17 protein-coding genes are annotated in these 17,280 nt (G+C 41.2%); 10 read left to right on the forward strand and 7 right to left on the reverse strand.

The window, feature by feature from the left end; all coding sequences use genetic code 11:
* The first annotated feature begins 78 nt into the window (after positions 1–78).
* Positions 79–402, forward strand: a complete 324-nt coding sequence (locus INE92_RS25280) for a nucleotidyltransferase domain-containing protein (RefSeq protein ID WP_004301671.1) — start codon at positions 79–81, stop codon at positions 400–402.
* Positions 399–800: a HEPN domain-containing protein gene (locus tag INE92_RS25285; RefSeq protein ID WP_004301673.1), complete on the forward strand. Its 402-nt coding sequence runs from the start codon at positions 399–401 to the stop codon at positions 798–800. Before INE92_RS25280 ends, INE92_RS25285 begins: the two co-directional genes overlap by 4 nt.
* A 23-nt stretch (positions 801–823) precedes the next feature.
* On the opposite strand, the gene INE92_RS25290 is transcribed toward INE92_RS25285, so the two are convergent.
* Positions 824–1,474: an HAD family hydrolase gene (locus INE92_RS25290; protein WP_004301675.1), complete on the reverse strand. Its 651-nt coding sequence runs from the start codon at positions 1,472–1,474 to the stop codon at positions 824–826.
* 179 nt (positions 1,475–1,653) lie between these two features.
* Here INE92_RS25290 and INE92_RS25295 point away from each other — a divergent pair, with 179 nt between their 5' ends.
* Both INE92_RS25295 and INE92_RS25300 read left to right on the forward strand, forming a co-directional pair.
* Positions 1,654–2,028 carry a hypothetical protein gene (locus INE92_RS25295; RefSeq protein WP_004301677.1) on the forward strand — a complete coding sequence of 125 codons (375 nt, stop codon included), beginning with the start codon at positions 1,654–1,656 and terminating at the stop codon, positions 2,026–2,028.
* Positions 2,029–2,030: 2 nt separating this feature from the next.
* Complete coding sequence (locus INE92_RS25300) at positions 2,031–2,459, forward strand: DUF6575 domain-containing protein (RefSeq protein ID WP_004301681.1); 429 nt, start codon at positions 2,031–2,033, stop codon at positions 2,457–2,459.
* An 82-nt stretch (positions 2,460–2,541) separates the two neighbouring features.
* Here INE92_RS25300 and INE92_RS25305 read toward each other — a convergent pair whose 3' ends face one another.
* From INE92_RS25305 to INE92_RS25315, 3 genes are all read right to left on the reverse strand, one after another.
* Positions 2,542–4,218: a glycoside hydrolase family 43 protein gene (locus INE92_RS25305; protein ID WP_004320923.1), complete on the reverse strand. Its 1,677-nt coding sequence runs from the start codon at positions 4,216–4,218 to the stop codon at positions 2,542–2,544.
* Between the two features lie 154 nt (positions 4,219–4,372).
* Entirely contained in the window at positions 4,373–5,614 is a 1,242-nt protein-coding gene (locus INE92_RS25310; RefSeq protein ID WP_004301684.1) for a DUF4861 domain-containing protein, read from the reverse strand.
* Between the two features lie 165 nt (positions 5,615–5,779).
* Positions 5,780–7,399: a glycoside hydrolase family 28 protein gene (locus tag INE92_RS25315; protein ID WP_004301686.1), complete on the reverse strand. Its 1,620-nt coding sequence runs from the start codon at positions 7,397–7,399 to the stop codon at positions 5,780–5,782.
* 351 nt (positions 7,400–7,750) lie between these two features.
* On the opposite strand from INE92_RS25315, the gene INE92_RS25320 reads away from it, so the two are divergent.
* The 3 genes from INE92_RS25320 to INE92_RS25330 all read left to right on the forward strand — a co-directional run bounded on the left by INE92_RS25320 (position 7,751) and on the right by INE92_RS25330 (position 10,418).
* Positions 7,751–8,608, forward strand: a complete 858-nt coding sequence (locus INE92_RS25320) for an enoyl-ACP reductase FabI (protein WP_004301687.1) — start codon at positions 7,751–7,753, stop codon at positions 8,606–8,608.
* Positions 8,609–8,614: 6 nt separating this feature from the next.
* Entirely contained in the window at positions 8,615–9,622 is a 1,008-nt protein-coding gene (locus INE92_RS25325; protein WP_008645499.1) for a gliding motility protein GldB-related protein, read from the forward strand.
* 91 nt (positions 9,623–9,713) lie between these two features.
* Positions 9,714–10,418, forward strand: a complete 705-nt coding sequence (locus INE92_RS25330; RefSeq protein ID WP_008645497.1) for an SAM-dependent methyltransferase — start codon at positions 9,714–9,716, stop codon at positions 10,416–10,418.
* Here INE92_RS25330 and INE92_RS25335 read toward each other — a convergent pair.
* The 3 genes from INE92_RS25335 to INE92_RS25345 all read right to left on the reverse strand — a co-directional run bounded on the left by INE92_RS25335 (position 10,384) and on the right by INE92_RS25345 (position 14,624).
* Entirely contained in the window at positions 10,384–11,502 is a 1,119-nt protein-coding gene (locus INE92_RS25335) for a hypothetical protein (RefSeq protein WP_008645495.1), read from the reverse strand. The two genes, INE92_RS25330 and INE92_RS25335, sit on opposite strands and share 35 nt — an antisense overlap.
* A gap of 63 nt (positions 11,503–11,565) precedes the next feature.
* Positions 11,566–12,414: a lipoyl synthase gene (lipA, locus tag INE92_RS25340; protein ID WP_008645494.1), complete on the reverse strand. Its 849-nt coding sequence runs from the start codon at positions 12,412–12,414 to the stop codon at positions 11,566–11,568.
* A complete protein-coding gene (locus INE92_RS25345; protein WP_008645487.1) occupies positions 12,414–14,624 on the reverse strand; it encodes a S9 family peptidase in 2,211 nt (736 codons plus the stop codon). The genes lipA and INE92_RS25345 overlap by 1 nt, the downstream gene beginning before the upstream one ends.
* Before the next feature lie 154 nt (positions 14,625–14,778).
* Here INE92_RS25345 and INE92_RS25350 point away from each other — a divergent pair, with 154 nt between their 5' ends.
* From INE92_RS25350 to INE92_RS25360, 3 genes are all read left to right on the forward strand, one after another.
* A complete protein-coding gene (locus tag INE92_RS25350; RefSeq protein ID WP_004301693.1) occupies positions 14,779–15,081 on the forward strand; it encodes a hypothetical protein in 303 nt (100 codons plus the stop codon).
* Positions 15,082–15,220: 139 nt separating this feature from the next.
* Positions 15,221–15,589: a BlaI/MecI/CopY family transcriptional regulator gene (locus tag INE92_RS25355; protein ID WP_004301694.1), complete on the forward strand. Its 369-nt coding sequence runs from the start codon at positions 15,221–15,223 to the stop codon at positions 15,587–15,589.
* A gap of 23 nt (positions 15,590–15,612) precedes the next feature.
* Positions 15,613–17,244 (forward strand): M56 family metallopeptidase, encoded by a 1,632-nt coding sequence (locus tag INE92_RS25360; protein WP_008645485.1) that lies wholly within the window; start codon positions 15,613–15,615, stop codon positions 17,242–17,244.
* Positions 17,245–17,280 lie beyond the last annotated feature (36 nt).

Consider the following 17,280-nt stretch of genomic DNA (forward strand, 5'->3'; position numbering starts at 1 on the left):
CAAGAGCGATTTTTTTGTAAGTCATATTGTTGTATTGATATTTATTGTATATTTGTAGAAGAGTAAGGGGAGACGAATATGAAAAGTCATACAAATAAAATATTAGAGTCTATTAAGCAGGCATTGACAGAGCATTTACCAAAAGGTGGCAAGGCTTTGTTGTTTGGTTCTCAAGCTCGTGGGGATGCACGGATTGATTCTGATTGGGATATTTTGATTATCTTAGATAAAGAAAAATTGGAGCCTGAAGATTATGATAAGGTAAGCTTTCCCTTAACTATGTTGGGATGGGACTTGGGAGCGCGAATTAATCCGATTATGTATACGATGAAAGAATGGGCTGCAAGTTGTATTACACCATTTTATAAAAATGTAGAGCAGGAAGGAATTGAATTAGTATGAAATTGACAGATGAAGAACGTAATTCTTTGGTGATATTACAGTTGGAGAAAGCTAAAGTATTTTTGAAACAAGCAGATGAGATGTTTGATCTGAAGTATTGGGATATTGCTTCCAATAGATATTATTATGCCTGTTTTCATGCTGTTCAGGCTTTATTAATACAAAATGGATTATCATGTAAAACCCATGATGGGTTGATAGCTTGCTTTGGCTTGAATTTTATAAAAACAGGCAAAATTAGTGCACGTTTGGGAAGTTTTTTGGCGCGTATGGAACAATTACGGCAAAAAGGGGATTATAATTGCATTTATTCAATATCGGAGGATGAAATCAGTACGATAAAAGCTCCGGCAAGAGAACTTATTGAGACTATTGAAGTTTTACTTGCCGAATCATAATTATTCTTGTAAGGATATCATCGTTAAAAGACCATTTTTTTTATTTTTTCGGCCACATCTGTCATATATGCCGGATTAAATTCTTCTAGTTCCGTGCGTGGTCGGAATCCCCATGTCACTCCGCAAGCGGTTACACCGGCATTGGCTGCTGTTTGCATGTCTACACCGGAATCACCTACATAAAGAACATCTTCTTTTCGTACATCGGCAAGTTTTAATATATCAAAAACGATTGTTGGATCAGGTTTGACATTTACTCCTTCCCGTTGGCCGAAAACGGCAGTGAAATGAATTTCCGGAAAGTAGTGGGCAACCAGTTTCTCGGTAGCGGCCTGATATTTGTTGGAGGCTACGGCAATCTGAATGCCTGCGGATTGCAGATAAGACAATAACGCTGAAATACCCGGGTAAGGACGACTATCGTCTGCATTGTGAATATCATAATAAGGAATAAACTCTTTTCTTACCCGGAGCACATTCTCTTCTGTCTTTTCTCCTTCGGGTAATGCACGTTCAAAGAGTTTGTTGATACCATTTCCTACCATGAAGTTATACTTTTCTACATCGTGTGTGGGGTATCCTAATTTATTCAAAGCATAATTAGTGCTATGGGCGAGGTCTGCGATAGTATTTAATAATGTACCGTCCAAATCGAATATTATTAGTTTTTTCATTAAGGCTTATGTTTATAGTTAATTCTATATTTAAATCTTTTATTCTGCAAAGGTATACTAAAAAAATGAGATTGGGAAGAATGAGGCAATAGTTTAGAGAATATCGAATGAACAACAAAGCCGGAAATATATTTGTTATTCTACCAGATTGGCTTAACTTTGCGAAAAACTAAAGAATAATGAATGCAGAATGGTTTGAGGCATTGCCTGAACAATGTCCCCCAACAGATGCGAAGCGGTGCGAAGGCTGTTATTATAGAATTGCAAATGGTAATCCTGTTACAACAGAAGATTTCTTTTCGCAAAGAAAAATGCAGCCGGATAAGGTCTTTAAAGGATTAGGAATAGATGAATGTGTGACAAGGGCAGTCTCTCTATTTTCAGAGAGGGAAGAAGCGGAGAAAAGATTAAAGCTTCCTAAGTTCAAGAAGGCAAATATTGCTTTAGTCATATTGGAACCAAAAGATGGAGTGTTAAAGAAAACATTTGATATAGCACATTATTCTTGGTGGAGAACAAAGGATTTTAATGTTTTACAAGCTAAAATAGTCTGATTATGGGAATGGAAGATGTGTTAAGGATAGACAAAATTCTGGATTTCTGTGATGTGCCTCAGCTTTTTGTGGCAAGAGATGCCTTTGATACACTGTATCTTTGTCTTTTATATGATGATGAGACGGTTTATCGCTATACGGGAATACGTATCTCTACACGTAGACTTGAATCCTTCTTAGCAGGTAAAGCCGATTTGCGTTTACTCTATCTACAGCCTGAAAATGAACATGAGTATTACGATGTTGTGTTTCAATCGGGTGAATACCAGAAAACGTTATTAAAGGAAAGTGTATTGTTGGAAGATAAATTGCCGGCTGAGGGATATGTTTTATCTGGAGAGAAGCGCGAGAATGTGGTCATTAATTTGCCAATAAAAGACCGTAGTCTGCTTGCAGAGCTTGTTCGTAAATTTGGCTGGGCTTGTATGTAAGTTTAAAGAAGATAAAAAAGATTGTCCCGCTACTGCTTGAAAGTTGTGGGACAATCTTTTTTCATCCTTATATATACTTTGATTACTTCTTCGTAATACGGAACCAGTCAACGTCTGCCCAACCGCCGTCATTCGTTTTAATAGCCGGACGCGTACAGAACATACCGACTTTGGCACCAATCCATTGTCCTTCTCTTGCCTGGAAAGGAACACCTAATGATTCATATTTCTTTCCGTCGAGGCTATAGCTGAAATTACACATCACAATGAGGTCATGTCCGCCTTCACTACCCTTGATTTTCTTTCCGTCACAACTGAAACGCACTTTCAGATAAACCGTGTTTTGCGAAAGATCAACAGCGGCTTTCACTTCTTCTGGTTTGCCTTTATCTGCTCTGTCACATTCAACTTGCGACAGAACCAAACCTTTGTCTGTATTTTCTAGAACAAGTCCGGCATAATCCCTGCCCATAACGACAAGTCCAGTGCGTTCGCCTTTATTCTTTTGGTTAGGGCTGAACGTCAGTTTCATTGTTGCGGTAAAATTATCAGAAGGAGTTTTTTGTAATAAGAGGTTGGCTACATCCCACAGGTTCTTATAATCTTCTACTACCGGATAAGAGTATAATCTGACATAGCTTTTGTCACCTGCATAATACGCCCATTTTTCATTAATGTTAGCATGCCATTGCCACTGCGGAGAAAGTGTATACCCATCAAATTCGTCACTTTCTTGTGGAGTGCAGATAGGATATGTTTTACCGACATTTGGCTTCTTGTAAGTCAAAACAGGTTCTCCGCAGCCGTCACCGTCTTTATCAATACCGATAATAGGCCAGTCGTTCACCCATTTCATCGGTTGGAGATGCATAATGCGTCCGTAAGCACCGACATCTTGAAAGTGGAGGAACCAGTCTTCTCCGGTAGGAGTATCTACCCATGCACCTTGGTGAGGACCGTTGACAGGAGAGTTACCTTGCGCAAGTACTGTTTTCCATTCGTAAGGACCGTAGATGTTTTTAGAACGTAATACGACCTGCCAGCCTGTCGGCACACCGCCGGCCGGATGGAAGATATAATAATAGTCGTTTCTCTTGTACATTTTAGGACCTTCGCAAGTCTGATGTGCTTCGTGACCGTCGAAAATTATACGGGAAGGAGTGATCGCTTTTGTTGCTTCTGCATTCAGTTCGCAGATAGTGATTACACTTTTCAGTCCGGCACGACTTCCTGCGTATGCGTGTACCATATATACTTTTCCGTCTTCATCCCAGAACGGGCAAGTGTCAATGATACCTTTTCCCGCTTTCACCAAGACCGGTTCGCTCCACGGACCTTTCGGATCTTTGGCTTTCACCATAAAAGCTCCCTGATCGGGATCTCCCCAAAAGATGTAAAACTCACCGTTGTAATGACGAATAGCCGGAGCCCATACGCGATTGCCGTGTTCCGGCCGTTCCGGAGTTTCGATAGGGGAGAGGGCATTGGGAACTGCGGCACCGATGATTGTCCAGTTGACTAAATCTTTAGAATGAAGGATTTGCAATCCCGGCAAACAGTTGAAACTGGATGAAGTCATATAGAAATCATCTCCTACACGGCAAGCATCCGGATCGGAATAGTCGGCATAAAGCACCGGATTTTTGTATTTACCGTTTCCGAGGTCGGAAACCCATACTTCAGATACATAGTTCTTCTGTGCTACTGCGGTGAAAACCGTTAATAAGCAAAAGGCTAAAGTCTGTGTCAATCGTTTCATGTTATAGATAGATTATTTATAGATATGATTCGTTGGTTTTATCTGATGGCAAAGGTAAATAAAAAGACTCTGCACAAGGAGGAATATTTGTGCAGAGTCATAGAAAAATTGGTAGATACCTCGTAATTTTTGTTTAGTTGTATTTGTTTCTACCCTATTTATTGGGGCGGTTATCTTTTATTCTCACTGTCACCGGATGAGCCAGCTCTTCTTTCCATTCGCGGAGATGAGCAAACCATGCTTCCGGCGTTTTATATCCGAATGTCTCTTTCATCGAGGTGAAAGTCGTGTGATACTGGAAATATTTATTTCCCGGGGCGGTAATTGTATAAAGGAAGTTGGCTTTATCCTTTTCTTCCGATTTTACATAACGTTGGGGAATACAAGTGCCCAGCCCTACAGTTTCTTTAGCATATTTTACGGTATCGTTTACCGGCCAGTCCGTTCCCCAACTTCCTACGAGTCCTTTATGATCGGAGAAAGATTTGGAAGTACCTACGATGTCTTGCACACCTGTGCAGAAAATTTCTTTATCGAGCGGTTCGTCAAAGAATGCTTCGATATGAAGATCGCGATGTCCGGCATAAAGCGTGTAGCGTGTCATCATATTCAGTTCCTGGTCCTGATATTTCCATCCGGTTACTTCTATTTCTGCAATTACACGTACCGGTCCATAAGAGACGATACGTTCTGTACGAGTGTCCACTGGAGTAATATGGGTTGCCTTTTGTCCGTCCCAACCTTTCAATGCACCCGGTCCGCAACTGTCGAACACGCGAAGTACGTCATCTCCGAATCCTTTAGCTAACTGCTCATCCGTCGGATAGAACTGCGATTCTTTGATTTCCAGTCCTTTGTTGAACTTGCCGTAAATATCCGGTGTCTGTTTTTCATTGAAATAAAGACGGTATCCTACCAGTTCCGATTCCAAAACCGGACCGTGAGGACGTACCATGCTGTATATATTGCTAGTGCCGGGAACGGTGATAGCCTGTACCCGTTGATGTTTACCTTTCTTGTTGTCTACAATAAACATATCGGCATAAACTCGTTCAGGATAAGTCTTTGTACTCTTTTCCGAAGAAAGTGTAACCTGAAATGTTTTTCTACCATGGGCAGGAAGATCGGCAACAAAGACCAGTTCGTCCATCTTGCGGTCCCGGTTCAAATCGTCCAACTGCGAAGGAATTTCCTTCCTTCCTTCCATGACAACGGCTGATTTTACTTTGAAACCAGCGTGCAACTCATGTAGATTGATAACAACCGGAGCATCCGCTTTGGGCTGATTCCAGTTGTTTTGTACTTCAACTGTGATGGTTTTCTCCTGTTTCTGCGTTTGGGCAGACAGGCTGAAAGCTCCTAAAAAGAAAGTAATAATAAAAAGATTCTTCTTCATGTTTCTAAGGCTGAAATTATACGTCGTATTTCTCCTTGCAAAAATAGCAGAAAAAATAGCAGACTGTGTCTCTTTTGAGGAGATTATAGTCTGCTATTTGAGCTTTTTACTCTATATAATGATATTGTGGTTTCTATTTTGCATCACAGAATGGCAATGAGTTTTTTATTTGAGACTTAAAATCTCCTCTTTTGCACCTAATTCCTCATATACCTTTCCGTCTATAGTCAGATTCTTGGCATTCTTAACGTTTAATATATTGTTACCTTTAGAAGATTCTACATAAATATTTTCCAAAGTAACTCCGTCTACCTGACTGATAACAACTCCATCCGCAGCTTCCGTCATCACAACGTTTTTAACGGTAATATTGCTGATGGGCATTTCCGGCAGTCCGTTGAAGAACATGGCACGTCCCGAACCTCTGCAAACAATATTGGAAATATGAATATTGCGGAAAGCTGGTGTTTCTTCTGTCACCGGAGGAATGGCAGTTTTCATACGGCTCAACAGATCTTCTTCCGATTCTTCACCGGCACCTTTTCCACCGTAGAACAAGTCGAACAATAAGGGTTCATTCGGAATATTAATCATATTGATATTGTTAATGTAGATGTTTTCTACCACACCGCCACGTCCGCGGGTACTCTTGAAACGTAAACCTACATCTGTACCCATAAATGTGCAGTCCTCTACATAGATATTCTTCACACCGCCGGACATTTCACTACCTACCACGAATCCGCCATGTCCGTGCAATACTGTATTGTTTTTCACGATAACGTTCTGGCAAGGTTCTCCACGACGGCGTCCATCTTCGTCTTTACCGGATTTGATACAGATGGCATCATCTCCCGCATCAAACACACTATTGATAATTAGAGCGTTTTTACAAGATTCCAAGTCGATAGCATCACCGTTTTGAGAATACCAGGGGTTGATGACCATGATATTATTTACTGTGAAATCTTCGCAAGACAATGGGTGCAGACACCAGCTTGGTGAGTTTTTGAAAGTAACTCCTTCCAACAGCACCTTCTTGCTTTTGACGATGCTTAACAACACCGGACGTAACCATGGACGGATTTCAGCCCATTCTTCATCTGTGTTGATACCTTCGGGGACATTGAAGTCTTTGCAAGCCATTGCACCTCTCAGTGAGCCGGCAGTGGGATACCATATCTCTTGTTTCTCGTCGAGAACACCTCCCGAGTTTACCAGCTTTTTCCATTGTGAAGCAGTCAGCTTTCCTTTTTTTACCGGACGCCAGCAGTCACCGTTTCCGTCAAATGTACCATGTCCGGTGATAGCTATATTTTCTGCATTGCGTACTGAAATCGGTGATTGGCAACGACGAGTCTCGAGTCCTTCGAAAGAAGTGGCAATGATAGGATATGCTTCAAAATCACCGGTAAAAAGTACCAGCGCATTTTGTTCCGTATATAGATTTACATTGCTCAACAGCTCGATCGGACCAGTCAACCAGACACCTTCCGGGATAATCACTTTACCCCCTCCGCGTTGATTCACGTCTTTAATAGCATCGTTGATAGCTTTGGTATTCAGGAACAGACCGTCTCCTTTGGCTCCGAATTTCTCAATGTTTACTTCGTAAGCAGGGAAAACCGGTTGCTGTACTTTCGGCATTTCAAAAGGTAAATTCTGGTAAAGAGCGTCACTGATGGAGCTTTCTTTTACGGTAGTCTCGCTTTGTTTACATCCTGATGAGATAAACGGTAAACAGCATAGGGCCATCCAGAAGAGTCTTTTTGTCAATGTGTTCATTTAGTAACTTATTTCTATAGGGTTATACATCTATTGTTTTTCTTGGTAATTGGGTGATGATTAATGAGGGCGATTTCATAATTCTTATGTCCTTCCGCAGGCGATCTGTCGCAGGCAGCCTGCAGGAGAGGAATAAGACAAATTCATGTTAACCTAATTCTAACCTTAAATAAATATTATGAAAAAACCTCTTAATTATCGATTGCAAAGATAGGTGGCAAACCCCAAGAGGATGTGGACTAATTGATAGAATACGTGTATTTTTTGTCATTTCTGTCTATTATTTGCACACTTCTCGTGTTTTTATGCAGAAAGTTCCTATCTTTGCACAAAATTTAACTATTAAAAGATATGAGTTATAACTTGTTGAAAGGAAAAAGAGGTATTATCTTCGGTGCTTTGAACGATCAGTCTATTGCCTGGAAAGTAGCAGAGCGTGCCGTAGAAGAAGGTGCAACTATTACATTATCAAATACTCCGATGGCTATCCGTATGGGAGAAGTCGACGCTTTGGCCCAGAAATTAAATTGCCAGGTTATTCCGGCAGATGCCACCAGTGTAGAAGATTTGCAAAATGTATTCAAGACCTCCATGGATATACTGGGTGGACAAATTGATTTTGTACTCCACTCTATCGGTATGTCTCCCAACGTGCGCAAAAAACGTACTTACGATGACCTTGACTATGGAATGTTGGATAAGACATTGGATATTTCAGCTGTTTCATTCCATAAAATGATTCAGTCGGCCAAGAAATTGAACGCTATTGCTGATTACGGTTCTATCGTTGCTTTGAGCTACGTGGCCGCGCAGCGTACTTTCTACGGCTACAATGATATGGCAGATGCAAAGGCATTGCTGGAATCTATTGCACGTAGCTTTGGTTACATCTACGGACGCGAACATAGCGTACGTGTGAATACTATCTCGCAGTCTCCTACATTTACTACTGCCGGTTCGGGCGTGAAGGGTATGGATAAACTGTTTGATTTCTCCAACCGTATGTCTCCTCTCGGAAATGCTACGGCTGACGAATGTGCCGATTATTGCATCGTGATGTTCTCCGATCTTACCCGTAAGGTAACTATGCAGAACTTATTCCATGACGGTGGATTCTCCAGTGTAGGTATGAGTCTTCGTGCCATGGCTACTTACGAGAAAGGACTCGATGAGTATATGGACGAAAATGGTAACATCATTTACGGATAAAAAAATATGAAACTACGGATCTCTCTTCTTATTATTTTAATGAGTATGCTTTTCGCCTCCTGCGGGATAAGCACAGGAAAGGGTACGGAGCAGAAGGAAGAAGAGATTTCTGTTCTGAGATATGATAAGCTGTTGAGCGAATATGTTCGCTCCAACAGTTTTTCTGCTATGCAGAAGTTGACGATGGACTACCGTATGCCGACGAAAATCCTGATTGAGGATGTATTGTCTATCGGTACAGTGAAAGATGATACCATCTCGCAACGTCTGCAAAAATTCTATTCGGATACGACTTTGGTTCGTTTGCTTAGCGATGTAGAAGCAAAATATCCTAATCTGGATGAAGTGGAAAAAGGACTTAGCAAAGGATTTCGGAAACTGAAAAAGGAAGTGCCTGATACGAAAGTGCCGTTTATCTATTCGCAAGTATCCGCTTTCAACGAATCTATTATTTTAGTGGATTCTTTATTGGGAATCAGTCTTGATAAATATATGGGGGAAGATTATCCTCTTTATAAGCGTTTCTATTACGATTATCAATGTCGCTCGATGCGTCCGGAACGGATTGTGCCGGATTGTTTTGCTTTTTATCTTTTGAGCCGTTACGGAATGAACTATCATGAGGGTACTTGTTTGATTGACTTGATGATGCACTCCGGAAAAATCAACTACGTCGTGCAGAACTTATTAGGATATAGTGATATCGGCGAAGCGATGGGATATTCCAAGGAGGAAAACGACTGGTGTAAGGAGAATGAAAAGGAGATATGGAATTATATCTGTACCAACGATCATCTGCATGCACGAGACCCGATGGTGATCCGCTATTATATGAAGCCTGCTCCTGCTGTCGATATGTTGGGTGCTCAAGCTCCGGCATTGATCGGAACATGGATGGGTGCAAGAATCATCGCCTCTTATATGAAAAAGCATAAGGACATGAAACTGAAAGATCTCCTGGAATTTACTGATTATCATGTGATGTTAAGTGAATCCAACTATCTGGCTTCCTAAACTGTTGCATTTTTCAATTTTTAATTAGCTTCGCTCAAAACCTTATTTGATTTTTAATATTAAAGTATAGTCTTAATTCTCAATTTTAAAAGTGGAAACTGCCCTCTATTTGTTGCCTGTGACGTTAGGTGATACGTCTATTGAAAAGGTATTGCCTTCTTATAATAAGGAGATCATTTCTGGTATCCGGTATTTTATAGTCGAAGATGTTCGTTCTGCCCGGCGTTTCCTGAAAAAGGTGGACCGGGAGATTGATATTGATGCATTGACATTTTACCCGTTGAACAAGCATACTTCTCCTGATGATATTTCCGGTTATCTGCAACCTTTGGTGGGTGGAGCTTCAATGGGGGTTATCTCCGAAGCAGGTTGTCCGGCAGTAGCTGACCCGGGAGCGGATGTGGTTGCTATCGCACAACGTAAAAAGCTGAAAGTGGTTCCTTTGGTCGGACCTTCTTCCATTATCCTTTCCGTGATGGCTTCCGGCTTTAACGGGCAGAGTTTTGCGTTTCACGGTTATCTGCCGATTGAACCGGGAGAACGTGCCAAGAAACTAAAAGCACTGGAGCAGCGTGTGTATGCTGAAAATCAAACGCAACTTTTCATTGAGACGCCTTACCGAAATCATAAGATGGTAGAAGATATTTTGTTGAATTGCCGTCCTCAAACAAAGCTCTGTATCGCTGCCAATATTACTTGTGAAGGAGAATATATACAGACGCGTACAGTGAAGGACTGGAAAGGACACGTGCCCGATTTATCTAAGATTCCCTGTATTTTTCTCTTATATAAATAACGCCTTTCAGGTGTTCATATTCATCTTCGAAGCAACTGCTGAAGAAGCCTTTTCCTAAGTTCTCCTCTATCTGTTTGAAACTCCACAGCTTACTGTTTTTAAAGCGGGGAGTACAAAGGATGGAATCGTCTTTGATATCGACAATGAATAGATAGATAAGACGGTTGGTCACTTCATTCTCGAAGTGATAAACGATATTGAATTCAGGTTTGATACCTTTTTCATGAGGAAAAGCATTGTTGATTAAGCGAGTGGCGCCTACTTCCAGAGATTCTCCGTAGCGAAGATAACATTCCATGGGAATATCTACTTTCCCTCTATCCAGAATGGCTGTTGATGGCCTGTCGCAAAGGAATAACATTCCGTGAGTGGATATGGCAATTCTTATCACCGGATTGATGTATGCATTTTTGTAATTAACAGCTTCTATTGCAGGTGTTTTCCCGATCACGTCTCCTTTGGTATTCACAATAGGAACATATTCCGTGTGTGACATTAAATGATTGAAGAAACGGATGGCGATCTGATTGAACAGGATACTCATCAGAAAGACAGTAGGAGGTAACACTTTATAGAGTACAAACAGACTTGTCTTACTTAGTGGGTTTTGGAAAATGACGGTGATGCTGATTATAATAAAATGCAGTATTCCGAAAATCAAGGCAATGCGGGCAGAGACAACGGCTGCCTCTGCTCCCTGCGCATATAAACGTTTGTTGCAAGAACCTATCTGTTTTAAGAAGTGGTTGATAAACCTTTTCTTATGCATATAAAGACTTAGCATCGGAATGAGAATACTGACTTCCAGCGTAAGTGGAAGCGCACCGGGGGGAACATAATCACCAGGAATGAGAGCTGCTACGGATAATAGTGCTAACACTCCGGTCGCTATATAGAGGATAAAATTAGGAATTAACAATCCTTTACGTCGATAAGAAAGGTATATACCTATAATACCTATGCCTGTACCGATGTAAATAGCCGTGTCTTGCGTTATAAGTTCACACAATAAAATGGAAATAATAACGGGGATAAAACCCAGCGACATGTTAAATGCGGAAGAAAGTATTCCTTTATGAGCCATCTCTATATTTATGTTTATTTGTCGGTTCTATCTATAAAACAAATAGGGTATGTGTTTTGTTTACTAACGAATATGTTTCTCTGCATGGTAGGAGGAACGAACAAGGGGAGCGCTTTCTACGATGTTGAATCCTTTCTCTAAACCTACAGTTTTATATTCTGCAAATTGCTGCGGAGTGATATATGCCGCAACGGGATAATGCCGGTGAGTCGGTTGAAGGTATTGGCCTATGGTAAGAATCTGGCAACCGGTTGCTAACAGATCATCCATCAATGTTTCAACTTCCTCCGGGGTCTCACCCAGTCCGACCATAATGCCGCTTTTAGATTTAACTCCCTTTCTGGAAATGTGTCTGATAACTTGCAAACTTGTATCATAATTTGCCGCGCTGCGCACTAGCGGACTAATGCGGCGTACGGTTTCCATATTGTGTGAAATAATGTCGGGGCGGGCTTCGATTACCAAATCTAACAACTCCATCCTGCCTTGAAAATCAGGGATGAGCACTTCGATTGTTGTTTGTGGATTCAGCCGTTTTATTTCTTGAATGGTACGTGCCCAATGTGCTGCTCCCAAATCCGGCAGATCATCCCGGTCTACGGATGTGATGACAGCATGATCCAGTTTCATCAGTGCGATGGATTCTGCTACATGGGTAGGTTCGTTTATGTCTAGCGGGTGCGGGCGGCCGGTTTGTGTGTTGCAGAATTTGCAACTGCGCGTACAGATGTCACCACCGATCATAAAGGTGGCAGTTCCTTTTCCCCAGCATTCCCCCATATTAGGGCAACGCCCACTGCTGCATATAGTATGCAAGCAGTGGGAGTCGACAATCCGTTTGGTTTCGGTGTATCGTTCGTTGGCACCGATATTAATTTTCAGCCATTCGGGCTTACGTACTCTGTCCGTCATTATAAGTTATTCAAGAAAAAGTTGGTCAACCGTGTGTATAGGTGTTGGCGGGTATTGCCACCGTATATTCCATGATTGCGGTTCGTGTACACTTGCATATCAAATTGTTTTCCAAGTTGAACCAATTGTTCGGCATATTCTGCACAGTTTTGGAAGTGCACATTGTCATCTGCCATGCCATGCACCAACAACAAGTTTCCATGCAGTTTGTCAGCACGGGTGAAGGCTGATGATTCCTTATATCCTTCCGCGTTCTCTTTCGGAGTACGCATGAAGCGTTCGGTGTAAATCGTATCATAGAAACGCCAGTCGGTGGGTGCAGCTACTGCTACTCCTGCTTTGAATACGGGAGTTCCTTCGCTCATGCTCATAAGAGTCATGTATCCGCCGTAGCTCCAGCCCCAGATACCGATGCGATCTTTATCCACGTATGGCTGTTTGCCGAGATACAAGGCAGTCTCTACCTGATCTTTGGCTTCTTTGACTCCGATTTTCAGATAAGTGCATTTCTCGAAAGCTTCTCCACGACCTCCTGTGCCGCGACCGTCCACGCATACCACGATATAACCAAGGCTTGCCATGTATGTCTCCCAACTGATTCCCCAGGTATCCAATACCTGTTGAGAGCCCGGACCGCTATATTGATACATCAGTACCGGATATTTTTTAGATGCGGAAAAATTAACCGGTTTCATCATCCAGCCGTTCAACTTCACGCCATCTGTGGTTTGGAAAGTGAAGAATTCTTTTTGTGGCACAGCATATCCGGACAATGTTTGTTTCAAACCGTCATTGGTAATAAGCGTTTTGAGTGTTTTGCCCGAATTATCATTCAGTGTAACCAGCATCGGAGTATTCAAGTTGGAGAACTTGTTCATGTAATACTTCATTGATTTGCTGAAGAGCGGTGTATTGGTTCCTACCTGTTGGGATAGTTTGAGCTTCTTGCCTTTCTTGTCTATTTTATAGACAGCTTTGCGCAGAGGGCTTTCTTCATTGCTGGTGTAATAGAAAGAACCGTCTTCTTCATCATATCCCAGAAAATCTTTCACCTCAAACTTACCGTTAGTAACTTTTTTAATCAGATTACCTCCCATGCTATACCAATAGAGGTGACTGTAACCGTCACGTTCGCTAAGCAGGCTGAAATATTCCGGATAGAACTGGATATTATCGAAAATATTCTCCTTTATGTAATAAGGAGACTCATCACGAAGTATAAGTTTGCAAAGTGTGGAACGAGGATCGGCAAAGTAAAGATCAAAACGGTCTTGATGGCGGTTCAATGTCATGATAGCCAGTTTATTGGCATCCTTTGTGAAACGGATACGCGGAATGTATCCGTCTGCATCCAATGGGAGTTTCATTGTACGGGTGACATGTGATTTGATGTCATACGTGCGTACCTCTACTTTCGAATTCGGATATCCGGCTTTCGGATACTTGTATGTATATTCGCCCGGATAATCTTTTAAAGCATCAATGCGGGGTGCTTGTCCGGCAAATACCGGGAAAGAGTAGGAGGGAACTTCCGACTCGTCGAAACGGATAAAAGCAATCAGCGTATTGTCGGCGCTGAATTCCAAAGCACGGTCGAAGCCGAACTCTTCTTCATACACCCAGTCAGGAATACCGTTGATTACCGAATTCTGTTTGCCATCTTCTGTGACCTGGCTTTCGCTGTTGCCGTAAAGCAACTTAACAAGAAATATGTTATTGTTGCGTACAAATGCAATCATGGTACCGTCCGGAGAAAAGACGGGGACCTGTTGAGGTCCACCGTCAGACAGCCGTTCAATAATGTTGTTTGTCGTAACGCCCTTATCATTTCGTTTCAAAGGGTAAATGTAATGTACAGCTGTGTATGAATGCCTGTAAATAGGTGTTGTTTTAGTAGCAATCAGCAATTTCTGACCGTCGGGCGAGAATTGGTAACTGTCGAAGTTCTTGAAGTCACATTCGCGTGTGGTATTTACATCGAAAATCACTTCTACTTTCTCGCCTGTCTTGAAAGAGTATTTAATGATTTGCGTGCCGTCAGCGTTCATCTGTGTGTAGTGTTCGCCATCAGGCATAGGGATTACTCCCTGAATATTTTCCGGGCGGAAACGTCCGGAGGTAATATCTTTTAAATCGAGTGCCTTTTGTCCTTGTGCCATTCCGGTCAGACAGAGAAGGCAGAGTAATAAAGTGATGCTGATCTTTTTCATCTGCGTTTATAATCGGTTTTGGTTTTAATTCGTACTTGCAAAAGTAACAATAAACTTAGATTCAACAAAGCCTGACCGATTTTTATATAGATTTGATAAGGATTATTGGGTGAGATTCAATATCTTTGTGAAAAGGACTTTAAACATTACCACTATGAATTCAAAAAGAAAAGACTTGCAATATGCTTCTGTCTTCTTATTGGCCGTGGCATTGACGTTCCTGATGGGGAAGGGTGATAATCTGTGGTTGGTGTCATGGGGTGACTTGATACCGAGTTTGTTTGTACTATTCATAGCAGGTGATTGTTTACATAGTTCCCTGCTTCGTATCAAACGTGGCGAAGAGGAGGGAGGAGCCCGGTGGAGTACTTGTTTCACTTTTCTGGTATTTAGCATTATTTTTATGGGCGACTTATTCTTTATCGGCAACTTTATTGTCAATAAACTGTGGAGCTAAAAGAGATGTAATAAATCTGTTTCACAGGTGTTTAATAGTAGATTCTTCGTCTTAACTATAGTTTTTAGTTTACTTTAACTAGATAAATTAGTTTATGAACTAAAACTTTTCGTTATTTGCAGCAAACAAAGTTGCAGATATGAAAGGATTAACAGCAAAAGAAGAAGAAATCATGGGCTTTTTCTGGGAAAAAGGTCCCTTGTTCGTGAAGGAAATGTTGGCTTTCTATGAAGATCCCAAGCCACATTTCAATACACTATCTACGATTGTGCGTGGGTTGGAAGAAAAAGGTTTTCTAGCTCATTATACTTTCGGAAATACCTATCAATATTATCCCGTAGTCAGTGAAGAAGATTTTCGTAAAGGAACGCTGCGGAATGTGATTAGTAAGTATTTTAATAATTCTTACCTGAATGCCGTTTCTTCTTTGGTTAAGGAGGAAGATATTTCCTTGGATGAATTGAAACAGCTCATCGAGGAAGTGGAACAGGCTGACAAAAAACACTAATCTATTAAACGAAAATCTATGCTATGGGAGTTTTCTTCATTTATATATTAAAATCATCTGTTTGTCTTGTTCTGTTTTACCTGTTTTTCCGGTTATTACTTAGCAAGGAAACCTTTCATCGTTTCAATCGTATGGCTTTATTGGGAGTGTTGTTCTTTTCATTACTCATTCCTTGTATCGAAGTAACTACCCGGCATCAGGTTGAAGTGCAGCAGGCTGTGCTTTCCATTGAACAATTGCTATTGATGGCAGAGTTGGAGGCTACTCCTGCCAATGTCGGTGCAGTGCAGGAGACGCCGGCCATATCTTGGGTACAGATTGTTCTGTTGGTCTATCTGGCGGGTATTCTGTTTCTTGCCTGTCGCAATATCTATTCTTTGATTTGTCTCTTCCGGTTGATACATTCCGGCAAACATGAGAAGTTGGAGAAAGGAGTTACACTTGTGGTGCACAATCAGGAGATAGCTCCGTTCAGTTGGATGAAGTATATTGTCATCAGCCGGAAAGACCTGGAGGAAAACGGGAGGGAAATCCTTATTCATGAAATGGCTCATATCCACCATCGTCATTCAGTAGATTTATTGGTGGCGGATATTTGCATCTTTTTCCAATGGTTCAATCCTGGTGCATGGTTGTTGAAACAGGAGTTGCAGAACGTTCACGAATATGAAGCGGACGAGACCGTCATTAATGAGGGTGTAAACGCGAAAGAATATCAACTATTATTAATAAAAAAAGCCGTTGGCACAAGGCTCTACTCTATGGCCAACAGCTTTAATCACAGTAAACTTAAAAAACGTATCACTATGATGTTAAAAGAAAAATCGAATCCGTGGGCACGGTTGAAGTACCTGTATGTACTTCCGTTGGCAGCTATTGCAGTAACTGCTTTTGCCCGTCCTGAAATCTCTGAAAAAGTGGAAGAGATTTCTGCAGTCAAAGTTAATGATTTGGCGGAAATTGTGGAAAAAAAGAGTGAAGAAAATGTTGTTAAGGAGCCTATTGATACTACCAAGAATAAGGTAGTAGTGGTAGGTTATCGTACAGAAAAAAAAGATTCTGTCTTAACATCCGGGAAAAAGAAGGTGGCTATTTCGGTACAAGGAATTTCCGGTGAAGGAAAACCTTTGGTTATTATTAATGGGAAAGAGTCTGAACGTGAAGTAGTAAATGCTTTGAATCCTGAACGTATTGAAAGTGTGTCTGTCATAGGTCCTGAAAAAGCTATTAAGATTTATGGAGAAAAGGCTAAGGATGGAGTGATGGATATAAAACTATATTCGGAAAAAAAGTTTGCGCCGAGAAAGATTGAAATCGAAGGCATTAATAAAACAAGGTTGGATGCATTAAATAGTGGGGCAAAGAGTTGGGGAGCTACGTTTCGTTCTGCTGATGGAGGTAAACCTTTGGTTATAATTGATGGCAAAGAGGCTACAGGTGATGATCCTTTAGCGAATATTTCTCCTGATCGTATTAGGAGTATATCTGTATTGAAAGATAAGACTGCATTGGCTGCTTATGGTGATAAGGGAAAGAATGGAGTGATTGAAGTAAATCTATTAGTGAAAGAAGAATATCAAGCCCGTCAAATTTCTATTCGTGCTATTAATGATACAGTGACTTCAACAATAAAAGTAACTACATCTGAAGAATAGCAGTAGATTTTAGATGTCTTCTGTTTCTAAATATTG

Source organism: Bacteroides xylanisolvens (assembly GCF_018289135.1).
Lineage (GTDB): Bacteria > Bacteroidota > Bacteroidia > Bacteroidales > Bacteroidaceae > Bacteroides > Bacteroides xylanisolvens.

What these genes read in the sequence shown, in the direction of transcription:
- INE92_RS25280 (WP_004301671.1), top strand. Translation starts at nt 79, where the DNA reads ATGAAAAGTCATACAAATAAAATATTAGAGTCTATTAAGCAGGCATTG.
- INE92_RS25285 (WP_004301673.1), top strand. Translation starts at nt 399, where the DNA reads ATGAAATTGACAGATGAAGAACGTAATTCTTTGGTGATATTACAGTTG.
- INE92_RS25290 (WP_004301675.1), bottom strand. Translation starts at nt 1,474, where the DNA reads ATGAAAAAACTAATAATATTCGATTTGGACGGTACATTATTAAATACT.
- INE92_RS25295 (WP_004301677.1), top strand. Translation starts at nt 1,654, where the DNA reads ATGAATGCAGAATGGTTTGAGGCATTGCCTGAACAATGTCCCCCAACA.
- INE92_RS25300 (WP_004301681.1), top strand. Translation starts at nt 2,031, where the DNA reads ATGGGAATGGAAGATGTGTTAAGGATAGACAAAATTCTGGATTTCTGT.
- INE92_RS25305 (WP_004320923.1), bottom strand. Translation starts at nt 4,218, where the DNA reads ATGAAACGATTGACACAGACTTTAGCCTTTTGCTTATTAACGGTTTTC.
- INE92_RS25310 (WP_004301684.1), bottom strand. Translation starts at nt 5,614, where the DNA reads ATGAAGAAGAATCTTTTTATTATTACTTTCTTTTTAGGAGCTTTCAGC.
- INE92_RS25315 (WP_004301686.1), bottom strand. Translation starts at nt 7,399, where the DNA reads ATGAACACATTGACAAAAAGACTCTTCTGGATGGCCCTATGCTGTTTA.
- INE92_RS25320 (WP_004301687.1), top strand. Translation starts at nt 7,751, where the DNA reads ATGAGTTATAACTTGTTGAAAGGAAAAAGAGGTATTATCTTCGGTGCT.
- INE92_RS25325 (WP_008645499.1), top strand. Translation starts at nt 8,615, where the DNA reads ATGAAACTACGGATCTCTCTTCTTATTATTTTAATGAGTATGCTTTTC.
- INE92_RS25335 (WP_008645495.1), bottom strand. Translation starts at nt 11,502, where the DNA reads ATGGCTCATAAAGGAATACTTTCTTCCGCATTTAACATGTCGCTGGGT.
- lipA (WP_008645494.1), bottom strand. Translation starts at nt 12,414, where the DNA reads ATGACGGACAGAGTACGTAAGCCCGAATGGCTGAAAATTAATATCGGT.
- INE92_RS25345 (WP_008645487.1), bottom strand. Translation starts at nt 14,624, where the DNA reads ATGAAAAAGATCAGCATCACTTTATTACTCTGCCTTCTCTGTCTGACC.
- INE92_RS25350 (WP_004301693.1), top strand. Translation starts at nt 14,779, where the DNA reads ATGAATTCAAAAAGAAAAGACTTGCAATATGCTTCTGTCTTCTTATTG.
- INE92_RS25355 (WP_004301694.1), top strand. Translation starts at nt 15,221, where the DNA reads ATGAAAGGATTAACAGCAAAAGAAGAAGAAATCATGGGCTTTTTCTGG.
- INE92_RS25360 (WP_008645485.1), top strand. Translation starts at nt 15,613, where the DNA reads ATGGGAGTTTTCTTCATTTATATATTAAAATCATCTGTTTGTCTTGTT.